Source organism: Geobacter metallireducens GS-15 (assembly GCF_000012925.1).
GTDB classification, from domain to species: Bacteria; Desulfobacterota; Desulfuromonadia; order Geobacterales; family Geobacteraceae; genus Geobacter; species Geobacter metallireducens.
The window spans coordinates 3,097,801-3,118,370 of sequence record NC_007517.1; the positions used below are offsets into that span (position 1 = coordinate 3,097,801).

Annotated in this window: 22 protein-coding genes; 4 read left to right on the forward strand and 18 right to left on the reverse strand. The window is 61.7% G+C overall.

Annotated features, from left to right (window positions below):
• The first annotated feature begins 103 nt into the window (after positions 1-103).
• Both GMET_RS13730 and GMET_RS13735 read left to right on the forward strand, forming a co-directional pair.
• Positions 104-1,042: a chemotaxis protein gene (locus GMET_RS13730; RefSeq protein ID WP_004511720.1), complete on the forward strand. Its 939-nt coding sequence runs from the start codon at positions 104-106 to the stop codon at positions 1,040-1,042.
• Positions 1,043-1,167: 125 nt separating this feature from the next.
• A complete protein-coding gene (locus GMET_RS13735) occupies positions 1,168-2,280 on the forward strand; it encodes a TIGR04283 family arsenosugar biosynthesis glycosyltransferase (RefSeq protein WP_011366093.1) in 1,113 nt (370 codons plus the stop codon).
• Here the strand turns inward: GMET_RS13735 and GMET_RS13740 are convergent.
• Positions 2,237-3,109 (reverse strand): diacylglycerol/lipid kinase family protein, encoded by an 873-nt coding sequence (locus GMET_RS13740; RefSeq protein ID WP_004511718.1) that lies wholly within the window; start codon positions 3,107-3,109, stop codon positions 2,237-2,239. The two genes, GMET_RS13735 and GMET_RS13740, sit on opposite strands and share 44 nt — an antisense overlap.
• A gap of 155 nt (positions 3,110-3,264) precedes the next feature.
• Between GMET_RS13740 and GMET_RS13745 the strand changes: the two genes are divergently transcribed.
• Both GMET_RS13745 and GMET_RS13750 read left to right on the forward strand, forming a co-directional pair.
• Complete coding sequence (locus tag GMET_RS13745; RefSeq protein WP_004511717.1) at positions 3,265-3,747, forward strand: hypothetical protein; 483 nt, start codon at positions 3,265-3,267, stop codon at positions 3,745-3,747.
• Positions 3,748-3,949: 202 nt separating this feature from the next.
• The gene (locus GMET_RS13750) at positions 3,950-5,008 is read left to right on the forward strand and encodes an Ig-like domain-containing protein (RefSeq protein ID WP_004511716.1); all 1,059 of its coding nucleotides are present in this window, start codon (positions 3,950-3,952) and stop codon (positions 5,006-5,008) included.
• Between the two features lie 83 nt (positions 5,009-5,091).
• Here GMET_RS13750 and GMET_RS13755 read toward each other — a convergent pair whose 3' ends face one another.
• From GMET_RS13755 to pdhA, 17 genes are all read right to left on the reverse strand, one after another.
• The gene (locus GMET_RS13755) at positions 5,092-5,499 is read right to left on the reverse strand and encodes a YidB family protein (RefSeq protein WP_004511715.1); all 408 of its coding nucleotides are present in this window, start codon (positions 5,497-5,499) and stop codon (positions 5,092-5,094) included.
• A 48-nt stretch (positions 5,500-5,547) separates the two neighbouring features.
• Positions 5,548-6,150 (reverse strand): ComEA family DNA-binding protein, encoded by a 603-nt coding sequence (locus tag GMET_RS13760; protein ID WP_004511714.1) that lies wholly within the window; start codon positions 6,148-6,150, stop codon positions 5,548-5,550.
• Between the two features lie 129 nt (positions 6,151-6,279).
• Positions 6,280-8,715 carry a Lon protease family protein gene (locus tag GMET_RS13765; protein WP_004511713.1) on the reverse strand — a complete coding sequence of 812 codons (2,436 nt, stop codon included), beginning with the start codon at positions 8,713-8,715 and terminating at the stop codon, positions 6,280-6,282.
• A gap of 65 nt (positions 8,716-8,780) precedes the next feature.
• Positions 8,781-9,422, reverse strand: coding sequence for a lipoyl(octanoyl) transferase LipB (gene lipB / locus GMET_RS13770; RefSeq protein ID WP_004511712.1), 642 nt, complete (start codon positions 9,420-9,422; stop codon positions 8,781-8,783).
• Positions 9,419-11,269: a GAF domain-containing protein gene (locus tag GMET_RS13775; protein ID WP_004511711.1), complete on the reverse strand. Its 1,851-nt coding sequence runs from the start codon at positions 11,267-11,269 to the stop codon at positions 9,419-9,421. Before GMET_RS13775 ends, lipB begins: the two co-directional genes overlap by 4 nt.
• Positions 11,262-11,858 (reverse strand): DUF1638 domain-containing protein, encoded by a 597-nt coding sequence (locus GMET_RS13780; protein WP_238378935.1) that lies wholly within the window; start codon positions 11,856-11,858, stop codon positions 11,262-11,264. Before GMET_RS13780 ends, GMET_RS13775 begins: the two co-directional genes overlap by 8 nt.
• Positions 11,855-12,877 (reverse strand): uroporphyrinogen decarboxylase family protein, encoded by a 1,023-nt coding sequence (locus tag GMET_RS13785; protein ID WP_004511709.1) that lies wholly within the window; start codon positions 12,875-12,877, stop codon positions 11,855-11,857. The genes GMET_RS13780 and GMET_RS13785 overlap by 4 nt, the downstream gene beginning before the upstream one ends.
• On the reverse strand, positions 12,874-13,563 hold the full coding sequence (locus tag GMET_RS13790) for a cobalamin B12-binding domain-containing protein (RefSeq protein WP_049756817.1): 690 nt from the start codon (positions 13,561-13,563) through the stop codon (positions 12,874-12,876). Before GMET_RS13790 ends, GMET_RS13785 begins: the two co-directional genes overlap by 4 nt.
• Before the next feature lie 82 nt (positions 13,564-13,645).
• A complete protein-coding gene (locus GMET_RS13795) occupies positions 13,646-14,941 on the reverse strand; it encodes a dihydrolipoamide acetyltransferase family protein (RefSeq protein WP_004511707.1) in 1,296 nt (431 codons plus the stop codon).
• A gap of 13 nt (positions 14,942-14,954) precedes the next feature.
• The gene (locus GMET_RS13800; protein WP_004511706.1) at positions 14,955-15,941 is read right to left on the reverse strand and encodes an alpha-ketoacid dehydrogenase subunit beta; all 987 of its coding nucleotides are present in this window, start codon (positions 15,939-15,941) and stop codon (positions 14,955-14,957) included.
• A 95-nt stretch (positions 15,942-16,036) separates the two neighbouring features.
• Positions 16,037-16,528: a hypothetical protein gene (locus tag GMET_RS13805; protein WP_004511705.1), complete on the reverse strand. Its 492-nt coding sequence runs from the start codon at positions 16,526-16,528 to the stop codon at positions 16,037-16,039.
• A gap of 3 nt (positions 16,529-16,531) precedes the next feature.
• Complete coding sequence (locus GMET_RS13810) at positions 16,532-16,903, reverse strand: hypothetical protein (protein WP_011366095.1); 372 nt, start codon at positions 16,901-16,903, stop codon at positions 16,532-16,534.
• Between the two features lie 319 nt (positions 16,904-17,222).
• On the reverse strand, positions 17,223-17,498 hold the full coding sequence (locus tag GMET_RS13815) for a hypothetical protein (RefSeq protein ID WP_011366096.1): 276 nt from the start codon (positions 17,496-17,498) through the stop codon (positions 17,223-17,225).
• A 38-nt stretch (positions 17,499-17,536) separates the two neighbouring features.
• On the reverse strand, positions 17,537-17,980 hold the full coding sequence (locus GMET_RS18455; protein WP_011366097.1) for a BrnA antitoxin family protein: 444 nt from the start codon (positions 17,978-17,980) through the stop codon (positions 17,537-17,539).
• Between the two features lie 69 nt (positions 17,981-18,049).
• Complete coding sequence (locus GMET_RS13825) at positions 18,050-18,556, reverse strand: hypothetical protein (protein ID WP_004511703.1); 507 nt, start codon at positions 18,554-18,556, stop codon at positions 18,050-18,052.
• 23 nt (positions 18,557-18,579) lie between these two features.
• Positions 18,580-19,551 carry a YbgA family protein gene (locus GMET_RS13830; protein WP_004511702.1) on the reverse strand — a complete coding sequence of 324 codons (972 nt, stop codon included), beginning with the start codon at positions 19,549-19,551 and terminating at the stop codon, positions 18,580-18,582.
• On the reverse strand, positions 19,538-20,515 hold the full coding sequence (gene pdhA, locus GMET_RS13835; RefSeq protein WP_004511701.1) for a pyruvate dehydrogenase (acetyl-transferring) E1 component subunit alpha: 978 nt from the start codon (positions 20,513-20,515) through the stop codon (positions 19,538-19,540). The genes GMET_RS13830 and pdhA overlap by 14 nt, the downstream gene beginning before the upstream one ends.
• Positions 20,516-20,570: the final 55 nt, after the last annotated feature.

The window sequence follows — 20,570 nt, forward strand, 5'->3', positions numbered from 1 at the left end:
TCTCGTTATCTCGCTATTTTACTAAAGTTCCCTCAATGCCAGCCGATACGAGTATCAGGCCTTCGGTCGGAAGGCAGATCACAGCGACGAGGGGAACGCGCCCATGGCTGACCACACTATCCTGCTGGAAAGCGGCACCAACGAGCTCGAGATCGTCGAGTTCATGCTCAATGAACACAACGAAAAGGGGGAGGCGATCCCCTCCTACTTCGGCGTCAACGTGGCCAAGGTCCGGGAGATCATCCGCAAGCCCCAGATGTGGAAGGTTCCCAATGCCCATCCCGCCATCGCGGGGATGATGAAGCTCCGCGACAAGGTCATCACGGTGGTTGATCTGGCCACCACCCTCGGCAAGAACATGAGCTGCCTCGCCCCGGACCGGGTCATCGTCCTGGAATTCAACCGGATGATGATCGGCGTGCTGGTGAACGGCGTTTCTCGCATCTACCGCATCTCGTGGGAGCAGGTGGAGCCGCCGGTACGGGCCATCGAGTCGGCCTACGTGACCGGCATGGTGAAAATGGAGGACCGGATCATCCTGATCCTCGACTTCGAGAAGATCGTGGGCGAGATCTGCTGCATGGACGTCCTCCACGAGATCGGCCATGACCAGCTCCTGGAGGGGGCCATCCTCGACCGGAGCCGCCACCGCATCCTCGTGGCGGACGACTCGACCTTCATCCGCAACAGCATCTGCTCGTCGCTGCGGGCCGCCGGCTACAACGTGGAGGAGGCGGAGAACGGCGAGGATGCCTGGAACATGATCGTCGCCAAGCTCTCTCACTGCCGGGCCGCCGGAACTCCCCTCAGAAGCGAGCTGGACCTCCTCATCACCGACGTGGAGATGCCGAAGATGGACGGACTCCACCTCACCTCCCTCGTGAAGAAGGACGACGTGCTCAAGGAGCTGCCGGTACTGATCTTCTCGTCCCTGGCCACCGAGGATAACCGGCGCAAATGGAAGGACCTGGGGGCGCTCGATATCGTCACCAAGCCCGACCTGCCGAACCTGGTGAAGATCGCGGATGGTGTCATGAACTGAACGCCCCCATATCCGCATGTAAAAAGCCGCCCAGTCAAAAAGGGCGGCTTTTTACGTTTGGGAGCTGCAATCAAGGAGAAAGGCCGTTCTCATTCTTCGCAGGCTACGGTAGTATGCCGGGTGCCATGCACGACGAACCGGACCATCCCGAACTCTCCATCACCGTCCCGACCCTGAATGAGGCCGAGGGGCTCGAACGCTTCTTCGCGATGCTCTCCGCCCAGCAGGGGGTCAGGTTTGAGCTGGTGATCGCCGACGGCGGCTCCACGGACGGGACGCCGGAGAGCGCCCGGAGGCTGGCCGCTGCCACCCCCTTCGCGGCAACGGTCATCGAAACCGGCCGCGGACGTGGACGGCAGATGAATGCCGGCGCCGCGGCTGCCGCGGGCGACACCCTTCTCTTTCTCCACGCCGACTGCGCCTTCCCCGATCCCCTGGCCCTGCGGACCGCCCTGGATGCCTTCACGCAGACGGTTGCCGCCGGGGGAAGCCACCGGGTGGCCGGGCACTTCCGGCTCCGCTTCGAGCGCACAGATTCCGCCCCTTCCCTCCCCTACTATTTCTACGAGTGGAAGGCCCGGCTCCACCGGCCCGGATGCACCCACGGCGACCAGGGGCTCCTCCTCGGGCGGCGCTTTTTTGCCGAGGCAGGCCCCTTCGACGAGTCGTTCCCGATCCTGGAGGACGTGGGGCTGGCAGAGCGGATCGCGGCCCTGGGGGAGTGGCTGCTCCTGCCGGCAGAGATTGTCACCTCGGCCCGCCGCTTCGAGGCGGAGGGATTGCGGGAGCGCCAGACCCTGAACGCCCTCCTCATGAACTTCGCGGCCATGGGCTGGGATCCGTTCCTGGCGGAACTGCCACGCCTCTACCAGAGCCAGGACCGGGCCGGACGCCTCCTCCTCGGTCCGGTACTCCGCCTCATCGCCAGGTTGCTCCGCCCCCTTCCCCGCCGGGAGCGCGGGAGGCTCTGGCGCGAGACCGGGCGTTACGTGCGGGCCAACGCCTGGCAGATTCCCTTTTTCCTCGACGTGCGGCGCCACTTCCGGCAGGGGACGCCCGTGGGCGAAGGAGAGACGCCGCGCCTCGATCTCCACGACCGCATCTTCGACCGGCTCACCGAAAACGGGGCCGGCCATCGGGCAACGGCGCTCCTGGTCTGGATCTGGTTCCGGCTGTCGCTCCTCCGGGAGCCCCTTACACCACCAGCCGCGCGAAATCCGGAAGGGAACGGATCGTGACCGGGCCGTGGCAGATGAAGTCACCATCCACCTGCACCGCCTTGTTGCCGCCGATGGTCACGGTATCGGCATCGAAGACCGTGACCCCCGCACCGGCGGCCCCGCGCCCGGCAGCCACCCTCAGGGCGAGCCGGAGGTAATCGCGCCGCCTCCCCGCCTCGACGCAGACCACCCGGAAGCGGGGCTCGAAGAGGCTTGCGCCGGGGGCCAGGACGAAGCTCCCGCCGTAGCGGGCCGCATTGCAGACGATGACGCTGTGGCAGGAGCGGCGCGCCCCCGCCGCTTCCACCTCCATGGGCCTCCCATCCCAGGCGGAGAGGGTCCGAAGGGCCGAGAGGAGGTAGGCCCCCTTGCCGAAGCGCTTTTTCTCCTCGCCAAGCACCCCCTCCACCACGAAGCCGTCGAACCCGGCGCCGGCCATGAGAAAGAAGCGGCGACTGACGCCGAACCCTTCCAGGAGCCCCACCGACAGGGGGCGGGCCTCCCGCCGGATGATCCGGCGCACCGCCTCGTCCACGGAGCCGATCCCCAGCTCCCGGGCACAGACATTGGCGGTGCCCAGGGGGAGGAAGGCCAGGGTCGCCCTGCCCGGCACGAGGCCGTTGATGACGCCGTTCATGGTTCCATCCCCCCCGCCCGCCACGATAAAGGGATGATCCTCCTCCGCGCAGGCCCGGGCGGCAAAGGCGGCGGCATCGTCGGGACCGCCGGTGAGGAGCACTGAGGGGGAGAAGCCGGCTGCGGCCAGGCGAGCCGTCACCCGGTCGACCAGTGACGCGGAATAGCTCCCCGACGTGGGATTGATGATGAGGGTGCAGGAACGGGGCACGAAACAACTCCTTGTGAAATGGCATGTGGCGGCAGTATAGCACCCCCCTCGGGAGAGGGACCACGATTTTGATGGACGGCCGTGTCAACCGGCATTGCCGATGGGGCGTTTTCGATACTATACGAGTAACCCATCAAACAAAAGGAGGTACTGAGATGAAACGGATCAGTTTTGTGCTGGCGGCCGCAGCGGTCGTCGTCTCTCTTGCCGGAATCAACCACGGGGCATGGGCCCAGATCGGGCCGGGAGATGGAGCGGGCATGGGTGCGGGAACGGGAGCGGGGACAGGGCCCAAGAGGGGCGCGGGCAAGATGCGGAAAATGGACCCGGAACGGATGCTCCAACGAATGGAGGCAAACCTCGGGCTCAGCGCCGAGCAGAAGGAGAAGATCAGGCCGATTCTCCAGGAGCAGATACAGGAGATGCAGGCCATCCGCAACGACACCACCCTCACCCGCGTCCAGAAGCGTGAAAAGATGCAGGAGATGCGCGACAAGTATCACGCAAGAATCGGTGAGCAGCTAACCGCCGAACAGCGCCAGAAAGCCGATGACATGCGGAAAAAGGCCAAGGAGCGGTGGGAAAAGCGGAAAAACCGGGTGAAACAAGGTCCGAAGCCGACGAGTGATGTCAAATAGCCCCTTCCGTTACACTGCAACCGAAGAAAAAGGCCGCCCACGTGGGTGGCCTTTTTCTTCTCAGCGATCCTGTTTTTCGCCTCAGCTCCTTGACGGGAAAAGAATGTCAATTAATATTATTCAATACTTACTTTGTTGGATCGACGATGTAACCGGTAGTATTGGAGATTAGACCGCAAGATGCAAGGGAGGAGGAGTAGTGATGAAGGGGTTTATTAAGCTGTTTTTCGCCGCAATCGTTCTTTGCGTTTTAGTCGTCGGATGCGGGAGCGGAGGGGGTGGGGGAGGAGTCACCGCCATCGATCTCATTCGGCCCGAAATATCCCAGACCCTGCCGGCCAACGGCGCCACCAACGTAGGGACCACCTCCCCCATCATCATCACCTTCAGCGAACCGATGAATCAGGACTCTGTGAAAGCCGCCTTTTCATTGGCCACAGGTTCAACCACTATTCCTTGCACCTTCAGCTATAACGGCACCACGGCAACGTTCACCCCCCCTGCCCTCAACGGCAATACACCATATACCGCCACCATCGCCGCCACTGCCAAGGACATGGCGGGAAACAGCCTGGGAGGCGATCATGCCTGGACGTTCACAACCGGCATAGGGCAGGACACCACGCCGCCCACCGTCCAGTCCTATGCCCCGACCGGCACCGCCGTCGGCATCAACTCCACCATCGCCATAACCTTCAGTGAACCGATGAATACCGACTCCGTAAAAGCTGCGTTCTCGCTGACCCCGACCGCGGACCCGACCAAGAAAATTTCCGGAACTTTCAGCTTCATCGGTGATACGGCGGTCTTTACACCGGACACTCTCCTTGACTATTATACCTCCTATACAGTCACCATCGCTACAACAGCGACAGATCTGGTCGGTAACAACATGACAGCACTTCCCCCCTGGAATTTCACTACTAGACCACCTCCCGCCAAGGACACTGAAGCACCAATCGTGAGTCCCGGATTAGAATTTCCCTTGGACGGCTCCACCGACGTGCCCCGCAATACGCCAATATCCGTCTCGTTCAATGAACCGATAGCCCCCTTCTACTACGGCTCCATCAATGGTTTCCCGACGAAAGTGACCATCGACTACACCACCAACACCGTTACCATGAAGCCCACGACCCTGCTGACAGCCAACACTACCTACACGGTCTCCATCAGGGTGACAGACCTGGCCGGCAACTCAATGGCCACTACATACCAGTGGCAATTCACGACAGGCGCTACCCCGACATCCCTTCCGTGAAACGGAGTGCGCCATGCACAAAAAGGGGGGACGATGCACCGCATCGTCCCCCCCTTTCCGTTCCAACCTCAGTGATGTTTACCCTACCCAAGCTTCCCCTTCAGGAACTCCAACCCCTTCTCCAGGAGCCCCCCTTCGGGGATTTGCCCGTCGGGGGTGAGCTTGTCGACGACGCCGGGAAGGAGCTCGGAGAGCTTCGAGCTCAGGTCGTCCGGAGAGATCCCCACTTTGGCGGCCAGGTTCTGGATGGTCTCGCTCCCGAGCCCTTCCTTGATCTGGTCGGCGTTGATGGGGAGGTTCTGACCCGTACTGACCCACGAGGAGATGATGTCACCGAGCCCCTTGTCCTTGAAGTTCTGGACAAGGTTGCCCAGTCCCCCCTGGCCGCCGAGCATCTCCATCACACCGCCGAGCAACCCCTCCTGTCCCTCTCCCTGACCGCCGCCCAGCATTCCCGTCGCCTTGCTAACCAACTCGTCAAGCAGTCCCATGATAATCCTCCTCTGTCCGTGATGGAGAAATCCAAAGCCTCGATCGGGTTATTGTTCCTTGCCACCCTGCTTGGGCGCCCGGTAGCCCGCCTTGATGGCCTCGGACTCGGTCATGTAGCTACCCTTCTTGGTCTTGCCGTACCAGCGGCTCCCTTCCTTGTGATAGACCTTGGAATCGGGGTTCACCCAGACCATCCCCCTGCCGGCGGGAGGGACAGCTACTTTGGCGGGAGCAGCGGCCTTGGGCATCGCCGGGGTCTTGGCGGCTGGCACGGTCATGGTGGGCTTGGGCGCAGCCGGCATCGCCGGTTTTGCAGCCGCTTTTGCAGCCGCTTTTGCGCCGCCCCCCACGGTCACGAGAGGAGCGATCTTCTCCACCGTCTTGGCCGGCAGCTTTGCCTTCGTTGAAAGCTCGGACGTCGAGGTGTAAGGACGGCCGGCCATGATCTTCTTGGCCGTTGCGGCGCCAACTCCCGGCAGCTTCTCCAGCTCCGTCTGAGTGGCGGAGTTCAGGTCAACGGGTCCAGAGACGGCCGTTGCTGCCACGCCCGCGGCCTTGGGCGCCGCGAATGCGCTTGAAAGCGGCATAAGCGCCACAAGAGAGAACATCCCCGCACATGCTGCAATTCCTCTGATGATACCTCGCTTCATACTTCCCCCTTTCAATTCCATAATAGTCAGGCTTCAGCTTCTGCCGTGCGTATCAAAATATTACCGCATTTTCAGCGGAAATCTCTAACAATATTCCCCCTTGGTGGGAAAATTTTACTCATCGGTTCCTCATTTTTCTCCTTCCTGCTTCTTCTCATCCTTGTCGGAAGCGCCGAACATCTTCATGCTTTCAATCATCTCCCGCAGCCGCTTGTCCACCAGGTGGTTGATGCTCTCTTCCGGATAGGTGCCGTCCTCCTGCCGCTCGCCGGCCGCAACGCCGGTGAGGAGCTCGATCCCCTGGTCAATGGTCTCCACGCTCCAGATGTGAAACTTGCCGTCGCGCACCGCCTGGACCACCTCGTCGTTCAGCATCAGATGCCGCTCGTTGGATTTGGGGATGATGACCCCCTGCTCGCCCGTGAGTCCCTTGGCCTTGCAGACGGCGTAGAACCCCTCGATCTTGAAGTTGACGCCGCCGATGGGCTGGATCATGCCGTGCTGGTTGACGCTGCCGGTGACGGCGATCCCCTGCCTGATCGGTACCCCGGAGAAGGCGGACAACAGGCAGTAGAGCTCGGTGGAGGAGGCGCTGTCCCCCTCGACTCCCTCGTAGTTCTGCTCGAAGCAGATGGAGGCGGAGAACGAGAGAGGCTTGTCGTGGGCGAACTTCCCCCCCAGGTAGCCGGTGAGGATCAGGACCCCCTTGTCGTGGATGGGTCCCGAGAGCTTCACCTCCCGCTCGATGTTGACCATGCCGGCCCGTCCGAGATACACCCGGGCCGTGACCCGGGACGGACGGCCAAAGGTGTGGTCTCCCAGGGAGATGACCGACAGGCCGTTGATCTGCCCCGGCATGGCGCCGTCCACGTCAACGAGGATGGTCCCGTCGTCGAAGAGCTCCTGCATCCGCTCCTCGATCCGGTTGCTCCGGTAGACCTTCTGTTCGATGGCGTTGGCCACGTGGGCGTGGGTGACGGGGCCGCCGCCGTCCTTGCCGGCCCAGTAGCTGGCCTCGCGGATGAGGTCGGCGATCTCCATGAACTGGGAGGAGAGCTTCTCCTGGTCCTCCACCAGCCGGGCCGAGTACTCGATGAGCCCGGCCACGCCGCTGCGGTCGAAGGGGAGGAGCTTCTCGTTCTTGCAGTGGGTGGAAACGAAGAGGGCATAGTCCTTCAGCACCTCCGGGGTGCGGGCGATGCGGCTGTCGAAATCCACCTTCACCTTGAAGAACTTCCGGTAGTCGGGCTCCAGGTGGTAGAGGAGGTAGTAGATCCACGGCGAGCCGATCATGATGATCTTGGCCTGGAGGGGTATTGCCTCAGGCTTCATGGAGACGATGGTGATGAAGCGGTACTGCTCCAGGGGGTCTTCGAACTTGATCTCGGCACTACGGATGCAGCGTTTCAACGCATCCCATGAGTAGGGGTTGACGAGGACCTCGCGGGCGTCGACGATGAGGTAGCCGCTATTGGCCCTGTGGAGCGCCCCCGGCTTGATCATGGTGAAGTTGGTGGTAGCCGTTCCCCCCATCTGCATGATGTGCTCGGTGCGACCGAAGAGGTTGCTGTAAGTGGGGTTTGGTTCGAAGACCACCGGCGCCCCTTCGGCGTCATGGTTATCGACGAAGACGTTCACCTGGTAGCGCTCGAAGGAGGGCTCCTGGCGGGGGAGCTTGAGCCCCGGAATAGGGGACTGGACCTGCTGCTGGGGCTTGAAGTCCTCCAGGTTGGCGATGATGTCCTCCTGAACGGTGTTCAGATACTCCAGAACCTTGGGGGACTCACCGTACTTCTCCCGGAGCGGATCGATGTGGTGCCCCACCGAGGCATTGCCCAGGTCCCGGTCCAGCTGGGCGAGGCTCTCCTTGGTCTGCTTCTCGTTGTCGCGCACCTGGCGAAGCACGTCGTTGAGCTTCTCGGTCAGTTCCTGCCCCCCCTCCTCCAGCTTCCCCTTCTCCTGGTCGCTAAGGGCCTCGTACTCCTCCTGGGTGTAGTTGCGCTCCTCCTTCTGGGGAACCATGACGAGCCCCGAGACGGTGCGCTGCAGGGCAAACCCTTTCTCCTGGGCCTCGGCCTCCAGCTGCCCGAACAGCTCGTTGTTCTTCTCCTGGTATGCCTCGACGATGGTGGCCTTGTTGTTCTCGTACTCCTTGCTGTCCAGGGCCTTGGGGATGATGGAGCGAACCGTGGTGATCAGCTCATCCATGTCCAGGGAAAGCTCGGTCCCCTTCCCTGCCGGCAGCGCCAGGGCAATGGGGAGGTCAGGGCTCTTGAAGTTGTTGACATAGACCCAGTCGGAAGGGATCGGCTCGGTCTTGGCCTTCTTCTTCAGGATGTTCTTGATGGTAGAGGTGCGGCCGGTGCCGGCCTCGCCGGTCAGGAAGAGGTTGAAGCCGCTCTCCCGAATGTCGAGACCGAAGTCGATGGAAGCGAGCGCCCGGGCCTGTCCCAGGGTTCCTTCCAGCTCGGGGAGGTCGTCGGTGGTGGTGAAATCGAACTGACCGGGATCGCAGGTCCAGCGGAGCTGCTCGGGAAGAAGTTTTCTCTGGCTGGGGAGTGGCATGACGGGCCTCCTTATTCATTGCATTTGAATTGAACAAGTATACCACGCCTTCAGGATTTGTAAGGTCAGGGGGCCGGTTCAGCCGTCTCAAGGAAAGGAAGCCGCTCGTCGAGGAGGAACGGAAACCGCCCGGCCACCGAACGGCGGACGTCACCCAGGGGGACGGGGCGACCGAGGATGGCGGAGAGAGAGGTGATGGGGCAGGCAACAATGCCGCAGGGGTTGATGGAGCGGAAGGGGGCCAATTCGTTGGTGACGTTGAGGGCGAAACCGTGCATCGTCACCCAGCGGCGAACGCCGACGCCGATGGAAGCCAGCTTCCCCCCGTCGGTCCAGATGCCGGTGCGGCCTGGTTCGCGGCGGGCGGCGACGCCGAATTCGGCCGCCACATTGATGAGTAGTTCTTCGAGGATACGGAGGTAGCGGTGAAGGTCGCGGCCACGGCGCCCCAGGTCGATGACGGGGTAGCCGACCAGTTGCCCCGGCCCGTGGAACGTCACGTCGCCGCCACGGTTGGCTTCCACCACCCGGATTCCGGGGTCGAGCACATTCTCCCGGCAACCGCCCCGACCAATAGTGTAGACCGGCGGATGCTCCAGGAGGAGAAGCGTCTCCGGCGACGTTCCGGCAGCCACCCCGGCCGCCAGTTGTTCCTGAATGGCCAGCGCCGCCTCGAACTCCAACTTCCCCAGGTCACGAATCATCATGCCGGGTCGGCGACGTTCGGCGGGACAGGGGGTGTTTCGCTGCCAAGGGTGAATGAGAAGCAGGCGCCTTCCCCGGGCCTTCCCTCGGCCCGGATGGTACCGCCGTGGCGATGGATGACCCGTTGCACCGTTGTCAGCCCGATGCCGATCCCCTCGAACTCTTCGGCGGAGTGGAGCCGCTGGAAGGCGCCGAAGAGCTTCCCCACGTACCGCATGTCGAACCCGGCGCCGTTATCGCGGATGAAATACACCGTCTCGCCGTTTGCCTCGGCGGTGCCGAACTCGATCCGCGCATCCTCCTTGTTGGCGGTGTACTTCCAGGAATTGTGGAGGAGGTTGGTCATGACCACCCCCATCAGCACGGGATCGGCATGCACCCGGACCCCTTCGGTGATCCTGAAGGCCACGCTGCGGGCAGGTTCGGACAGAGCGAGATCCTCGGCCACCTTGCGTACCATCCGCGACAGGTCGAGGGAAACGCGCCTCAGGGGCTCCCGTGACAGCCGCGACAGGTTCAGCAGCGCGTCTATCAGCTGCTCCATCTTGGCGGTGGCCGCTCTGATCCGCTCCAGGTAACCGTGGGCCTCGTCGTTGATCTCCCGGCAGTAATCTTCCACGAGCAGGGCGCTGTATCCCTCGATATGACGCAACGGAGCCCGCAGGTCATGGGACACCGAATAGCAGAAGCTCTCCAGCTCCCGGTTGCTGGCCTCCAGTTGGGCCGTCCGCTCATGGACCCGCCGCTCCAGTTCGGTGTTGAGCCGGCGGATCTCCTCCTCGCTCCGCAACCGCTGGATGGCAAGGGCCAAAAACTCCGACATCCGGCAGATGGCGTCGAGGTCCGGGTCCGTGTAATCGCGCGGAGGATTGGCGAGGGAAATCTGGGCGACGAGGGCGTGGCCGAAAACCACCGGCACCGACAGGAACCGGAGAACGGCAATATGCCCCTGCGGCACCCCCTTGGCGGCCCCATGGCGGGAGGGGTTGTTGGTGTAGAACGGCTTACGCGTGTTGAGGGAGTGCCCCCACAGTCCCCCATAGTGCCCGGCGGCATCGGGTACAAATGCCAGGTTCCTCCCCGGGGAGGCAAAACAGTCGATTCCCTCCATCATGTCGGTGGTGAGGTTCAACTGCATGACGCCGGTTTCCGACTCGACGATTCCCACGTAACCGTGGTCGCTCCCGGTCAACTCCTTGGCCTTTTCCAGGACGATGAGCGCTATGTCCCTGAACGTGGCGTAGGTGGAGATGAGGGGGGGATAGAGTTCGGCCAGGGCGGCATCCACCCGCGCCTGCCACAGCAGCTTCTCGGTCCGCTCCGCCACTTTCCGCTCCAGGTCCTTGTAGAGGAGACTGTTGCGGAGCACGAGGGACAGAACGCCCGAAAGCCGTGCCAGGGAGGCGTAGATGGTGTCGAGGCCGGTGCTCTCCATGACCCCCAGCAGCATGAGGACGCCGACCCTTTCACCGCCGGCATCGAGGGGGAAGACCAGGCTGTCGGATTCTTCCGCCGGGGCGAGAAGCTCCTTCGCCTCCGGCGGGCTCTCCCCGGACGACCAGACAACGGGCCCATGAACGGCATGGCTTCGTGCGGCAAGACGCCGCAAGGATTCCGGGCGCTCCCCCCCTTGCGCCCGGCCGGGGCAGACACTCACCAGTTCATACGCCGGCCGCTCGGAAGACGGGACGCACTGCATCAGCGCCACAATCCGCACCCCGATCAGCTCGCGGATCTGCGCCGTGATGTAGCTGCCGCACTCCCCCGGGTTCTCCGCCAGCCGCAGGACATTCTCCAGCAACTCCACAAAGAGGAAATTCAACGACTTGCGATAGGAGTCGTCACTCATTGAAACCCTCCAGCGCCTTCCTGACGGCATCGGCCAGGCGATCAGGCGCAACCGCCTTAACCTCCACCGGCAATCCGACGTAACACCCTATCTCCGCAAGGGTTTCCGCAGGCACCGGCACCACTCCCGTATCGAGATAGAAGATGCGGCGATGCATCTCCTGCATGAAGAGCCGCGCGCTTTCAGGGGTAACGAAACCAAGCCGCTCCCGGAATACCTCCCGCCAGCGCGCGGTCCATTCGGGAAGCAGGAAAAAGGCCCCTTCTCTCCGCAACCGCCGGTATTCCTCCCTCCCCAGCACCAGCTCGCAGCAGTTGTGCCCCTTCACCCGGCAGGCCCCCTCGCGGGACGCAAGCAGGTCCATCCGGGCTTGGCAGTCGCCGAAGAGCAGCACGATGCGCTGTCCGGCGAGGGATTGAACAAGGGCCGTCAGGGCCTGCTCCAGACGCTCCGGCTCCATGTGGAGCATGGAATCCAGAAACCTCACGGGCCAGGGGAATTTCCCCGCCCGCCCGAGGGCCGCCAGCTCATCACGGAAGATGCCGCAGCTGACGACCAGCACATCGGCCGGCATGGTTTCGCCCCTCACCGCCCGCCTCCGTGCCCCTCGACCGCGGCCCGCACGGCAAGCAACGTTTCCAGCGGCGTATCGAGGGGAACGTCCGCGGATGACGACGCCAGGACAAAGTGGGGGTCATCCCGGCGGTCGGCAAGGATCGCGGCGGCCCTCGCCCCTGCCTGTTCCGGGGTAAGCCGGTTCAGGACCGGCCCGTTCAGGTTGCCGAGGATCAGCTTCTCCTCTCCCACGATGGAGCGGGCCGCGGCGAAGCTGTCGCCGGGGCCGATGACGAACCCCGCCACATTGGGAAGATCCTTCACAAGCGGCAAGAACGGCATGGCCGGGTTGCCCCCGTGATGGAGGATGATGGGGATGGGGGTTCGGGCGAAGGCCTGCGCCAGCGGCGGGACGATGGAACGGGAAATGACCTCGGGAGTAACGAGCGTCGGATTTGCCAGCATGAGGGGAATGGCGATGCAGGCGGCACCTGCCGCGGCCAGTGCCCCGGCCATGGCGGCAAAGTGCTCCGTGGCGGCTGCCAGCACCGTTTCCGCCAGCGCCGGCTCGAAGAGGAGTGTTTCAAGCCATCCGTCGAGCCCCATGAGCATGGCCGGCAGATCCACCGGCGCGGTGAGGACCCCGGCCAGGGGAACGCTCCCGCAAAAATGGTCCGCCAGCCGCCGGACGCTCTCGCAAAGGTAGGCAAGGCCGGGACAGGTATCAATGGCGGGAGGGGACAGGGATGCGGCGTCGCGGGGCGCGCGGAAAGGATGCCTGCGGACCATGGGGGGACCGTCGGGATGGTAGCGAAGTTCGGCGCCGTATGCCTCGGCCTCCAGGGCCAGGGCGAAGGGTGCGAAGATGATGTCGGGGGAAACGAGCTCGGCAACCCGCACCTGCCCTTGGGCGTAGAGGGCCGGATCGGCATAGTAGCTGGCCAGGGGGGCGTTGATCAACCGGGCGCCGTAGAGGCTCAGGGTCAGGGCAAAAGGTGGCCGGTCAGGCTTTTCTCCGGTGAAGACGGCCATGACCCTCTCGGCGGCGGTCATTGCTCCCCCCCGGCGTCCAGCGAGCGTTCCCAGAGGGATTTGAAGAGAACAGGCGCATCCATGGCGCTGCCGGCCGTGCCGTCTCCCCCCACCTCCGCCACCAGCTCGGGACGGACCTTGAAAACGGCCCCCCCCACCGCAAGCATGATCCTGCCGGAGAGTCCCCGTCGGTCGAGCTCGTCGCGCACCCCGCGGATTCCCCGGGCAGTGACGAACATCATGGCCGAAACCCCGATAACCCGCGCGCCCGTTTCCACGGCCCGGTCGACGAATTCGGCGGGGCTCACGTCGTTTCCCATGTCGATCACGGCCCATCCGGCTGCCCGGAGGAAGGTGCCGACCATGCCGCGGCCAAGGGAATGGTAATCGTCCTCGATGTTGCCGATCACCACCGGCCCCTTGACCTCGCCGAACACCCCCTTCGGGGCGGCGGCCAGGGCCTTGTTCAGGATATCCTCGGCCACCTTCCCGGCCACAAAGCCCTGGGCCAGGGAGATAGCCTCCCGCTCCCACCGGTCGCCCACCGTCCGAAGAACCGGCTCAAGGATCTCCGCAATGGCGTCCCCATAGCCGTGAACGGCCGCCCACTGGTCCACGAGACGGCTTGCCCCGTCCCGGTCGGCATCGTTGATACGCCGCAACACTTCAGCGACAAGCTTCTGAAGCGTCGTCCCCTCTCCGGTCATATCAGGCATCGGCGCCGCCATGTTCACCCCGTTCATCGTGGACTACACTAAGCGATGCAAACTAAATGCCATAAAGTTGCAATTATTGCAACAACATCAGGACAGGTTTTTCAACGATGCGCCGGAACTCCCCGAGGAACCGGGCCGCGTAGGCGCCGTCAACGATCCGGTGGTCACAGGAGAGGGTCACCCGCATGGTCTTCGCCGCCACCACCCGGCCGTCCCGGACCACCGGGCGGTCAGCCACGTTCCCCACGGCCAGGATTGCGGCCTGGGGCGGGAAGATCACCGCTGCGAACTCATCGATGCCGAACATCCCCAGGTTCGAGATGCTGAACGTACCGCCGGATATCTCCTCCTGGCTGATCCTGCCGCTGCGGGCCCGGTCCGCGAGGCGCACCGTCTCCAGGGCAATCTCCTTCAGAGCGAGCCCCTGGCACCCCTTCACCACCGGCACCAGGAGGCCGTCGTCCACCGCCACGGCGATCCCGATGTTCACCTCGCAGTGGGTGACGATCCGGTCGCCGGCGAAGGATGCGTTCAGCCTCGGATACTTTGCCAGGGCCATGGCCGCCGCCTTGACCACGAGATCGTTAAAGGTGACCTCGTTCCCGCTCCCCTTCAGCTCCCGGACGATCTCAACCCCCTCCTCCATGGCGATCTCCACCGTCTCGTAGAAGTGGGGGATGGTCTGCCACGCCTGGCTGGTGACGCGGGCAATGGCGCCCCGCATCCGCGACAGGGGTTCGCCCTCTGCACCCTCGCCGGTGGCGACAGCACTCTCCGGTGCTGGCTTCTCCGTCAGGTACCGCTCCAGATCCTCCTGGAGAATCCTCCCCTCGGGGCCGCTGCCGGTCACGAGGCTTAGGTCGATCCCCCGCTCCCGCGCCATCCGCCTAACCACGGGGGCAGCCCGCTCACCCTCGCCGCGTTCCGCTTCCGGCGGGGCCGGTGCGGACGCCTTCTCCTCGGGAAGCTCCATGACCCGCTCCGGCACGTCACCCGCCGGAGCGGCAGGGGTTGCTTCCGGCGTCGGCTGCGGTTCGGCTTTCTGCGGCGACGGCTTCGACTCCTCCGGCGATGGCTTGGGCTCCTCCGGCGATGGCGTCGGCTTCTCCGGAGCGACTGGGGGAATCTCCCCGCCCGCGCCGATGACGCCGATCACCGTCCCCACGGCCACCAGCTCCCCCGGTTTCACCCGCTGCTCGGCGAGGGTTCCCGAGGCGAACGCCTCCAGCTCCATGGTGGCCTTGTCGGTCTCCACCTCGGCGATGATCTCGCCCCGCTCCACTCGCTCGCCCACGCTCTTCTTCCAGGAAACGAGCCGGCCTTCGGTCATGGTATCCGAGAGTTTGGGCATGGTGATATCGGTTGGCATCCGTGCCTCCTTGTCAGTATTTCTGACTCATTACGTCCCGAACCGCTGCGGCGATGGTCTCCACCTGCGGGATGCAGAGCTTCTCGATCTTGCGCGAGTAAGGCATGGGGACGTCGAGCCCCGACACCCGCCGCACCGGCGCCAGGAGCCGGTCGAAGCACTCCTCGGCGATGATGGAGGCCAGGTGCCCCCCGAGGCCGGCGGCGCGCCAGCACTCCTCCACCACCACGGCCCGGCCGGTCTTCTGCACCGAGGCAACAAAGGTCTCCGTGTCCAGGGGCGCCAGGGTCCGCAGGTCCACCACCTCGCAGGAGCTCCCCTCCTTCTCCAGTTCCGCCGCCGCCTGCAGCGCCAGGATGGTCATGCGCGAATAGGCGACGATGGTCACATCCTTCCCCTCCCGCTTCACCTCGGCCTTCCCCAGGGGGACCAGGAACTCCGGGTCGTCGGGCACCTCCCCCTTGCTGTTGTAGAGGAGCTCGTGCTCCAGGAACATCACCGGGTTGTTGTCGCGGATGGAGGCCTTCAGGAGCCCCCGGGCGTCGGCAGGCGTCGCCGGCACCGCCACATGGATGCCGGGGCAGTGCATGAAGTAGGTTTCCAGGCTCTGGGAGTGCTGGGCCCCCAGCTGGCTCCCACCGCCCCCCGGGGCGCGGACCACCATGGGGAGATGGGTCTGCCCCCCGAACATGGAGCTGATCTTGGCCATGTGGTTCACGATCTGGTCCATGGCCAGGAGGGCGAAGTTCACCGTCATCAGTTCCGCCACGGGCCTCAAGCCACCCATGGCCGCCCCGATGGAGACGCCGATGATGGTGTTCTCGGAGATGGGGGTATCCTTCACCCGCTCCTCGCCGAACTCGGCCAGAAGCCCCCGGGTCACCTTGAAGGAGCCCTCGTACAGGGCCACGTCCTCCCCCCAGGCAACCACGGACGGGTCGCGCCGCATCTCTTCTTTCAGGGCCTTGTTCAGGGCATCGCGGTAGGTCATTTCATGCATGGGAAACCTCCGTTACTATAACGGCTGAGAGCACAGCGGGTTCACCGCTGTTGCGCTTGGTTGAATAGTATTCTGCACCTCATCCTGTTCTGCTACTAATCCATAGAAATGAGTTTCAAAGTTCTCTCCGGCAAAGATTTCTGTCTATTTCCCTCTATAAGCTCTTCAGTGATTGTTAGCATAAGTTGTGTAAACTTGTTCTGACTTATAAGTTTGTCACGAGTATCAGGGCTGTGCCAAGCCTGCTTTAACAACTCTGTTGCATGATGGTGAATCATAAGTGCTATTGGTTTTGACATGGATGGGAATTGTTCTAATATTTTAGATTTTGTTTCATCAATACTTTGCAAGAACTCGCTGAACTGTTTTGTTTTGTGTTGCTCTTCTATTTGTACCCGTACTTTATGCTCTTCAAACCTTGTCTGTAATTCCTCTATTTCATGACGCAATTTCACATCAGCTAAATCTTTGTCTCTCTTGAGCTTGTTCAAGTCGTCATTGTGTTTTTTTTGCCATTCCAGCGATTCACTCTTGATTGTTTCAAGTAAACCCGCTACGAAACTTCCGAGATCTTGACCTGCTGACATGACTTACCTCCTAAATTTATTTAGATTCTCATATACGTTCTTAACATTCGAATTTAGTAACACATTGTAAAGGGAATACAATTTTTGCGCTTTCACTTCATCTACGTATGACTGTACTAAGTTCTCCAAGTCATCAAAAAAGCGCGGAGGAATATCCCTCTGGAATTTGTACAATAAAGGCTTAACATATGAGGCTAGTTCATTCATGTTAGCCCGTTGTATCTCTGTTACCTTACCGTCACGTCTATCTTCTTCACGTGATGCGCACTCTTGGCTGAATTTTTCAAATTTTTGTTTTTGACGTTCCAAGCGAGTCTCTTTCATATAATACCAAACCGCCCAGATGATAATTCCTAAGATGACAATCTCTAACATTTCTGTTCATTCTCCAGTTCAACTCGTGATTGAGCGGTTCACGCGCGCACGCGCGTGAACCGCTCATCCTCCCGAATGGAACATTTCTACCTGCTCATCCCCCACAGCCGAACAAGCATGTCTGTTTTTCGTGAGCCCACACCGTGCCATAGCGAAACAAGTCCGATGTACTCTTCAGTCACTTCGTAGATGATGCAGTATTTCACCGGGCCGGAATCGACATACAACTCTTTCAGCACCACCTGTTGGCCGGCAAGCAGATAGGGCGCATCGACACCGGCAAAGTTGTTTGCGCAGAGGAGCTTTTTCCAGCGAACGCTTAAGCGGACGTTTTGCCATTCCGCAGCTCTCTTCTTAAAGTATCGAAGAATTCATCATTTTCCGAAACGACCGTGCCCAACCCGGAACGAAGTTCGTACCAGCCCCGCTCAACCAAATCGAAGAACTCCTTCTGCTCATCGGCGTGCCGCACGTACATACGCAACGAGTCCCGGAGCACGTCCTGCTCGTTGCGTCCTTCCCGTTGAGCAATCCGCTTCAGGTTCATGCTGTCGGTTTCATCAAGCCTGAGCCCCATTTGTCTGCTGCTTCCCATACATTTCACCTTCCCGGTATCATTAATACCGATACACATCACCGCATACCAGCCGACAAGATATCTATCTCCACTATCCAGAGGGCCAACGTCGGACGATAGTCAACCGTATGTCGCTGTTTCGCTGTTCGACAGGACAGAGCTAATCGGCGCGAAGTCTTTTTTCCGCGACCGGTCGAGCGCGTTGTCAGGCATGTCTCCCATGTTTCGTGGATAGCTTCACGTACCACATCCGTCAGCCTCAATCCTTGAGCAAACTGTCTCAAAGCGTCGTTCATCAGCGTTTGATAGTTACCGCCGATTATTTCAGCCCGAGCTTTGAATGTTGCCAGGACGTCGTTGTCAACACGCATCGTTATGCGGGATTTGCCGCCGGTCTCGGCCTGAAATTTCGCCAGGACAGGCGTTTCACTGACCGGTTCTGCGTCTGTAAAATCAAGGTCTTTGTATTTGTCGTACATTTTGTCAGAACTGACTTTCATAGCGTCTCCGTTGCGGCTCGTTGGCCTTCCAGGCTGAGATCAGCCGTATCGTTTCCTCTCTATGACTGTTCAGATCTTGCGGCTGTCGTAAGCCCAGTGCAACAATGCCTGGCGCTGTTTTCTCCGGCAATCCAGGTCTCCCGGAACACAATTCAACCTCAACTGCGCACTATGCCTTCTCATGGCTTTCCACCGGCCGATCTGCCGGGCATCATCCGCACATCTCCGCCCCATGAAGTAGCGGCAATACCACTGGAACCACCCCCGGGGGTCTTCGTGATAGATCCACCCCCTGGCCCGCCAGTAGGACAACGGCTTGGAGGCGTTGACGCCGAAATGGTTCAATTCAGGAACGTGGCGTTCGTGACAGAGCTTGGCATTGGTAAACCACTCTTCAGGAAACTCGTCGATACAGTCTGTCATGTACTTCCCGCCGAAAACGCCCAGCTCAAGCATCTCCCTTGGCGTCAGTTCGGGCTTGAATTCCGGATGGAAATTCATGCCCACCGGTTCTGACAGCGTATAGATGTAGTTCCTCTGCATGAGGTCGTCCACGACAACGTATATTTGATCCATGGTCAGTCTCTTTCTGCCACAGTTCACACATGGTTGCGCAGCATCAGCTCGGCCGGATGAGGCGACAGGTAGTACTGCTGCTGCAGGTAGCTCTGACCGTACTTGCCGACGTAATGCTTCAACAGGGTAAGCGGAACAATGAGGGGGACCAGCCGGTCGTGATATTCCTTGATGACCCCGAGTAGTTCTTCCTTTTCAGCAGGGCTCAGATCCCGCTTGAAATAGCCCATGATATGCGTCAGCACGTTGGTGTTCTTCTTGACCGTGGCATGCAGGGCAAGGGCCTTCATGAAGAGCGCTTCGTAGCTTTGGGCCAGCTCGGGCCAAGACATCCCTTTGCCGTGCGCCACCAGGCTTCCCATTTCCCGGTAGATGCTGGTGCTGTGGGCCAGGATGAGCAGCTTGTGACGGGCATGGAAAGTCACCAGGTGGCCCAGGTCGGGACTGTCCAGCAGGAAATCCTTCCAGCGGCGGTAGCAGAAGATCCGCTCGATGAAATTTTCCCGGATGGCCGCGTCATTGAGCCTCCCCTCTTCCTCTGCCGGAAGAAGAGGGAAATGCTTGACCACTGCTGCGGCAAACAGGCCGCTGCCGCTCCTGGTCGGCATCCCCTCGTTGTGAACCTTGACCCGAAACAGGCCTGAACTGGGGGAATCTTTCTTGAAGATGAAACCGCACAACTCTTCATCCGCCAATTCCGTAACCTTTTGCTTACAGAAGGCGCGCATCTGTTCGGTCTTGTCGATGCGGGTCTTGTTCGTCACGAGCCGGGGGTGCTCGGGGTCTCCCTCAAGGCGCATTGCCTCGCGAGGGACCGGCATGCCGCAGCCGACCTCCGGGCAGACCGGCACGAAGGTGAAGAACTTGCCCAGTACGTCGGTTATGTAGTGATCGTGCTTGTGGCCGCCGTCATAGCGCACCTTCTCTCCCAGGAGGCAGGAACTGACGCCAACCTTTATCGGTCTGTTCCAGTTGACCGCCTCAGGCATAAACATCTTCCCACACCTCACTATCCTCGGGCCACGGCGAATCCTCGGCAAACTTCACCGCATCGGCCACCGTCACCAGGGCCTGCTGTTTGATCCCCTCCAGCTGGGCCTCGGTGGCTATCTCTTCCTCCACCAGCCGGTTCGCGAAGGCCGGGATGGGGTCGCGGCTCTTCCACAGCTCCACCTCGGCAAGGCTGCGGTATTTGCCCGGATCGGACATGGAGTGCCCCCGGAACCGGTAGGTGATCGCCTCGATGAGGAAGGGGCGGTTCTGCTCCCGCACCCACTCGGCCGCCCATTTGACCGCCTCGTACACCGCGATCACGTCCATGCCGTGAACCCGCTCCGACGGGATGTCGTAGCCGCAGGTCCGCCGGTGGATGTCAGGGAGTGCCGATGCCCTCTCCACGGAGGTGCCGATGCCGTAACTGTTGTTCTCGCAGATGAAGAGGACCGGCAGTTCCCAGAGCCGGGCCCAGTTGAGTGATTCGTGGAACGTTCCCTGGTTCGCGGCGCCGTCGCCGAAGAAACAGGCGACGATCCGTCCCTCCTTCCGGAATTTGGCGGCAAAGGCGAGCCCCACGGCGATGGGGAACTGGCCGCCGACAATGGCGTATCCCCCCATGAAGGAGAGATTCGGGTCGAAGAGGTGCATGGAGCCCCCCTTCCCCTTGCAGATGCCGGTCCGCTTGCCGAAGAGCTCGGCCATGACCCGCCGCGGCTCGGCCCCCCGGACGATGGCCTGGGCGTGTTCCCGGTAGGCGGAGAGGATGTAGTCGTCCCGGTGGAGGCCGGCGGTGGCCCCCACGGCCACGGCCTCCTGGCCGCTGTAGAGGTGGAGGAAGCCGGTGATGTGCCCCTTGGTGTACTGTTCGGCGCACGACTCCTCGAACTCGCGGGAAAGGACCATCTGTTCGTACATCCTGATAAGTTCGGCGTCGGGGAGAAGGGCGCGGAGTTTCGATTCCATGGGGACCTCGCTATCCGGGCGGGTAGTGCCCGCCCTTGGGGGCAAACTCGGTGAG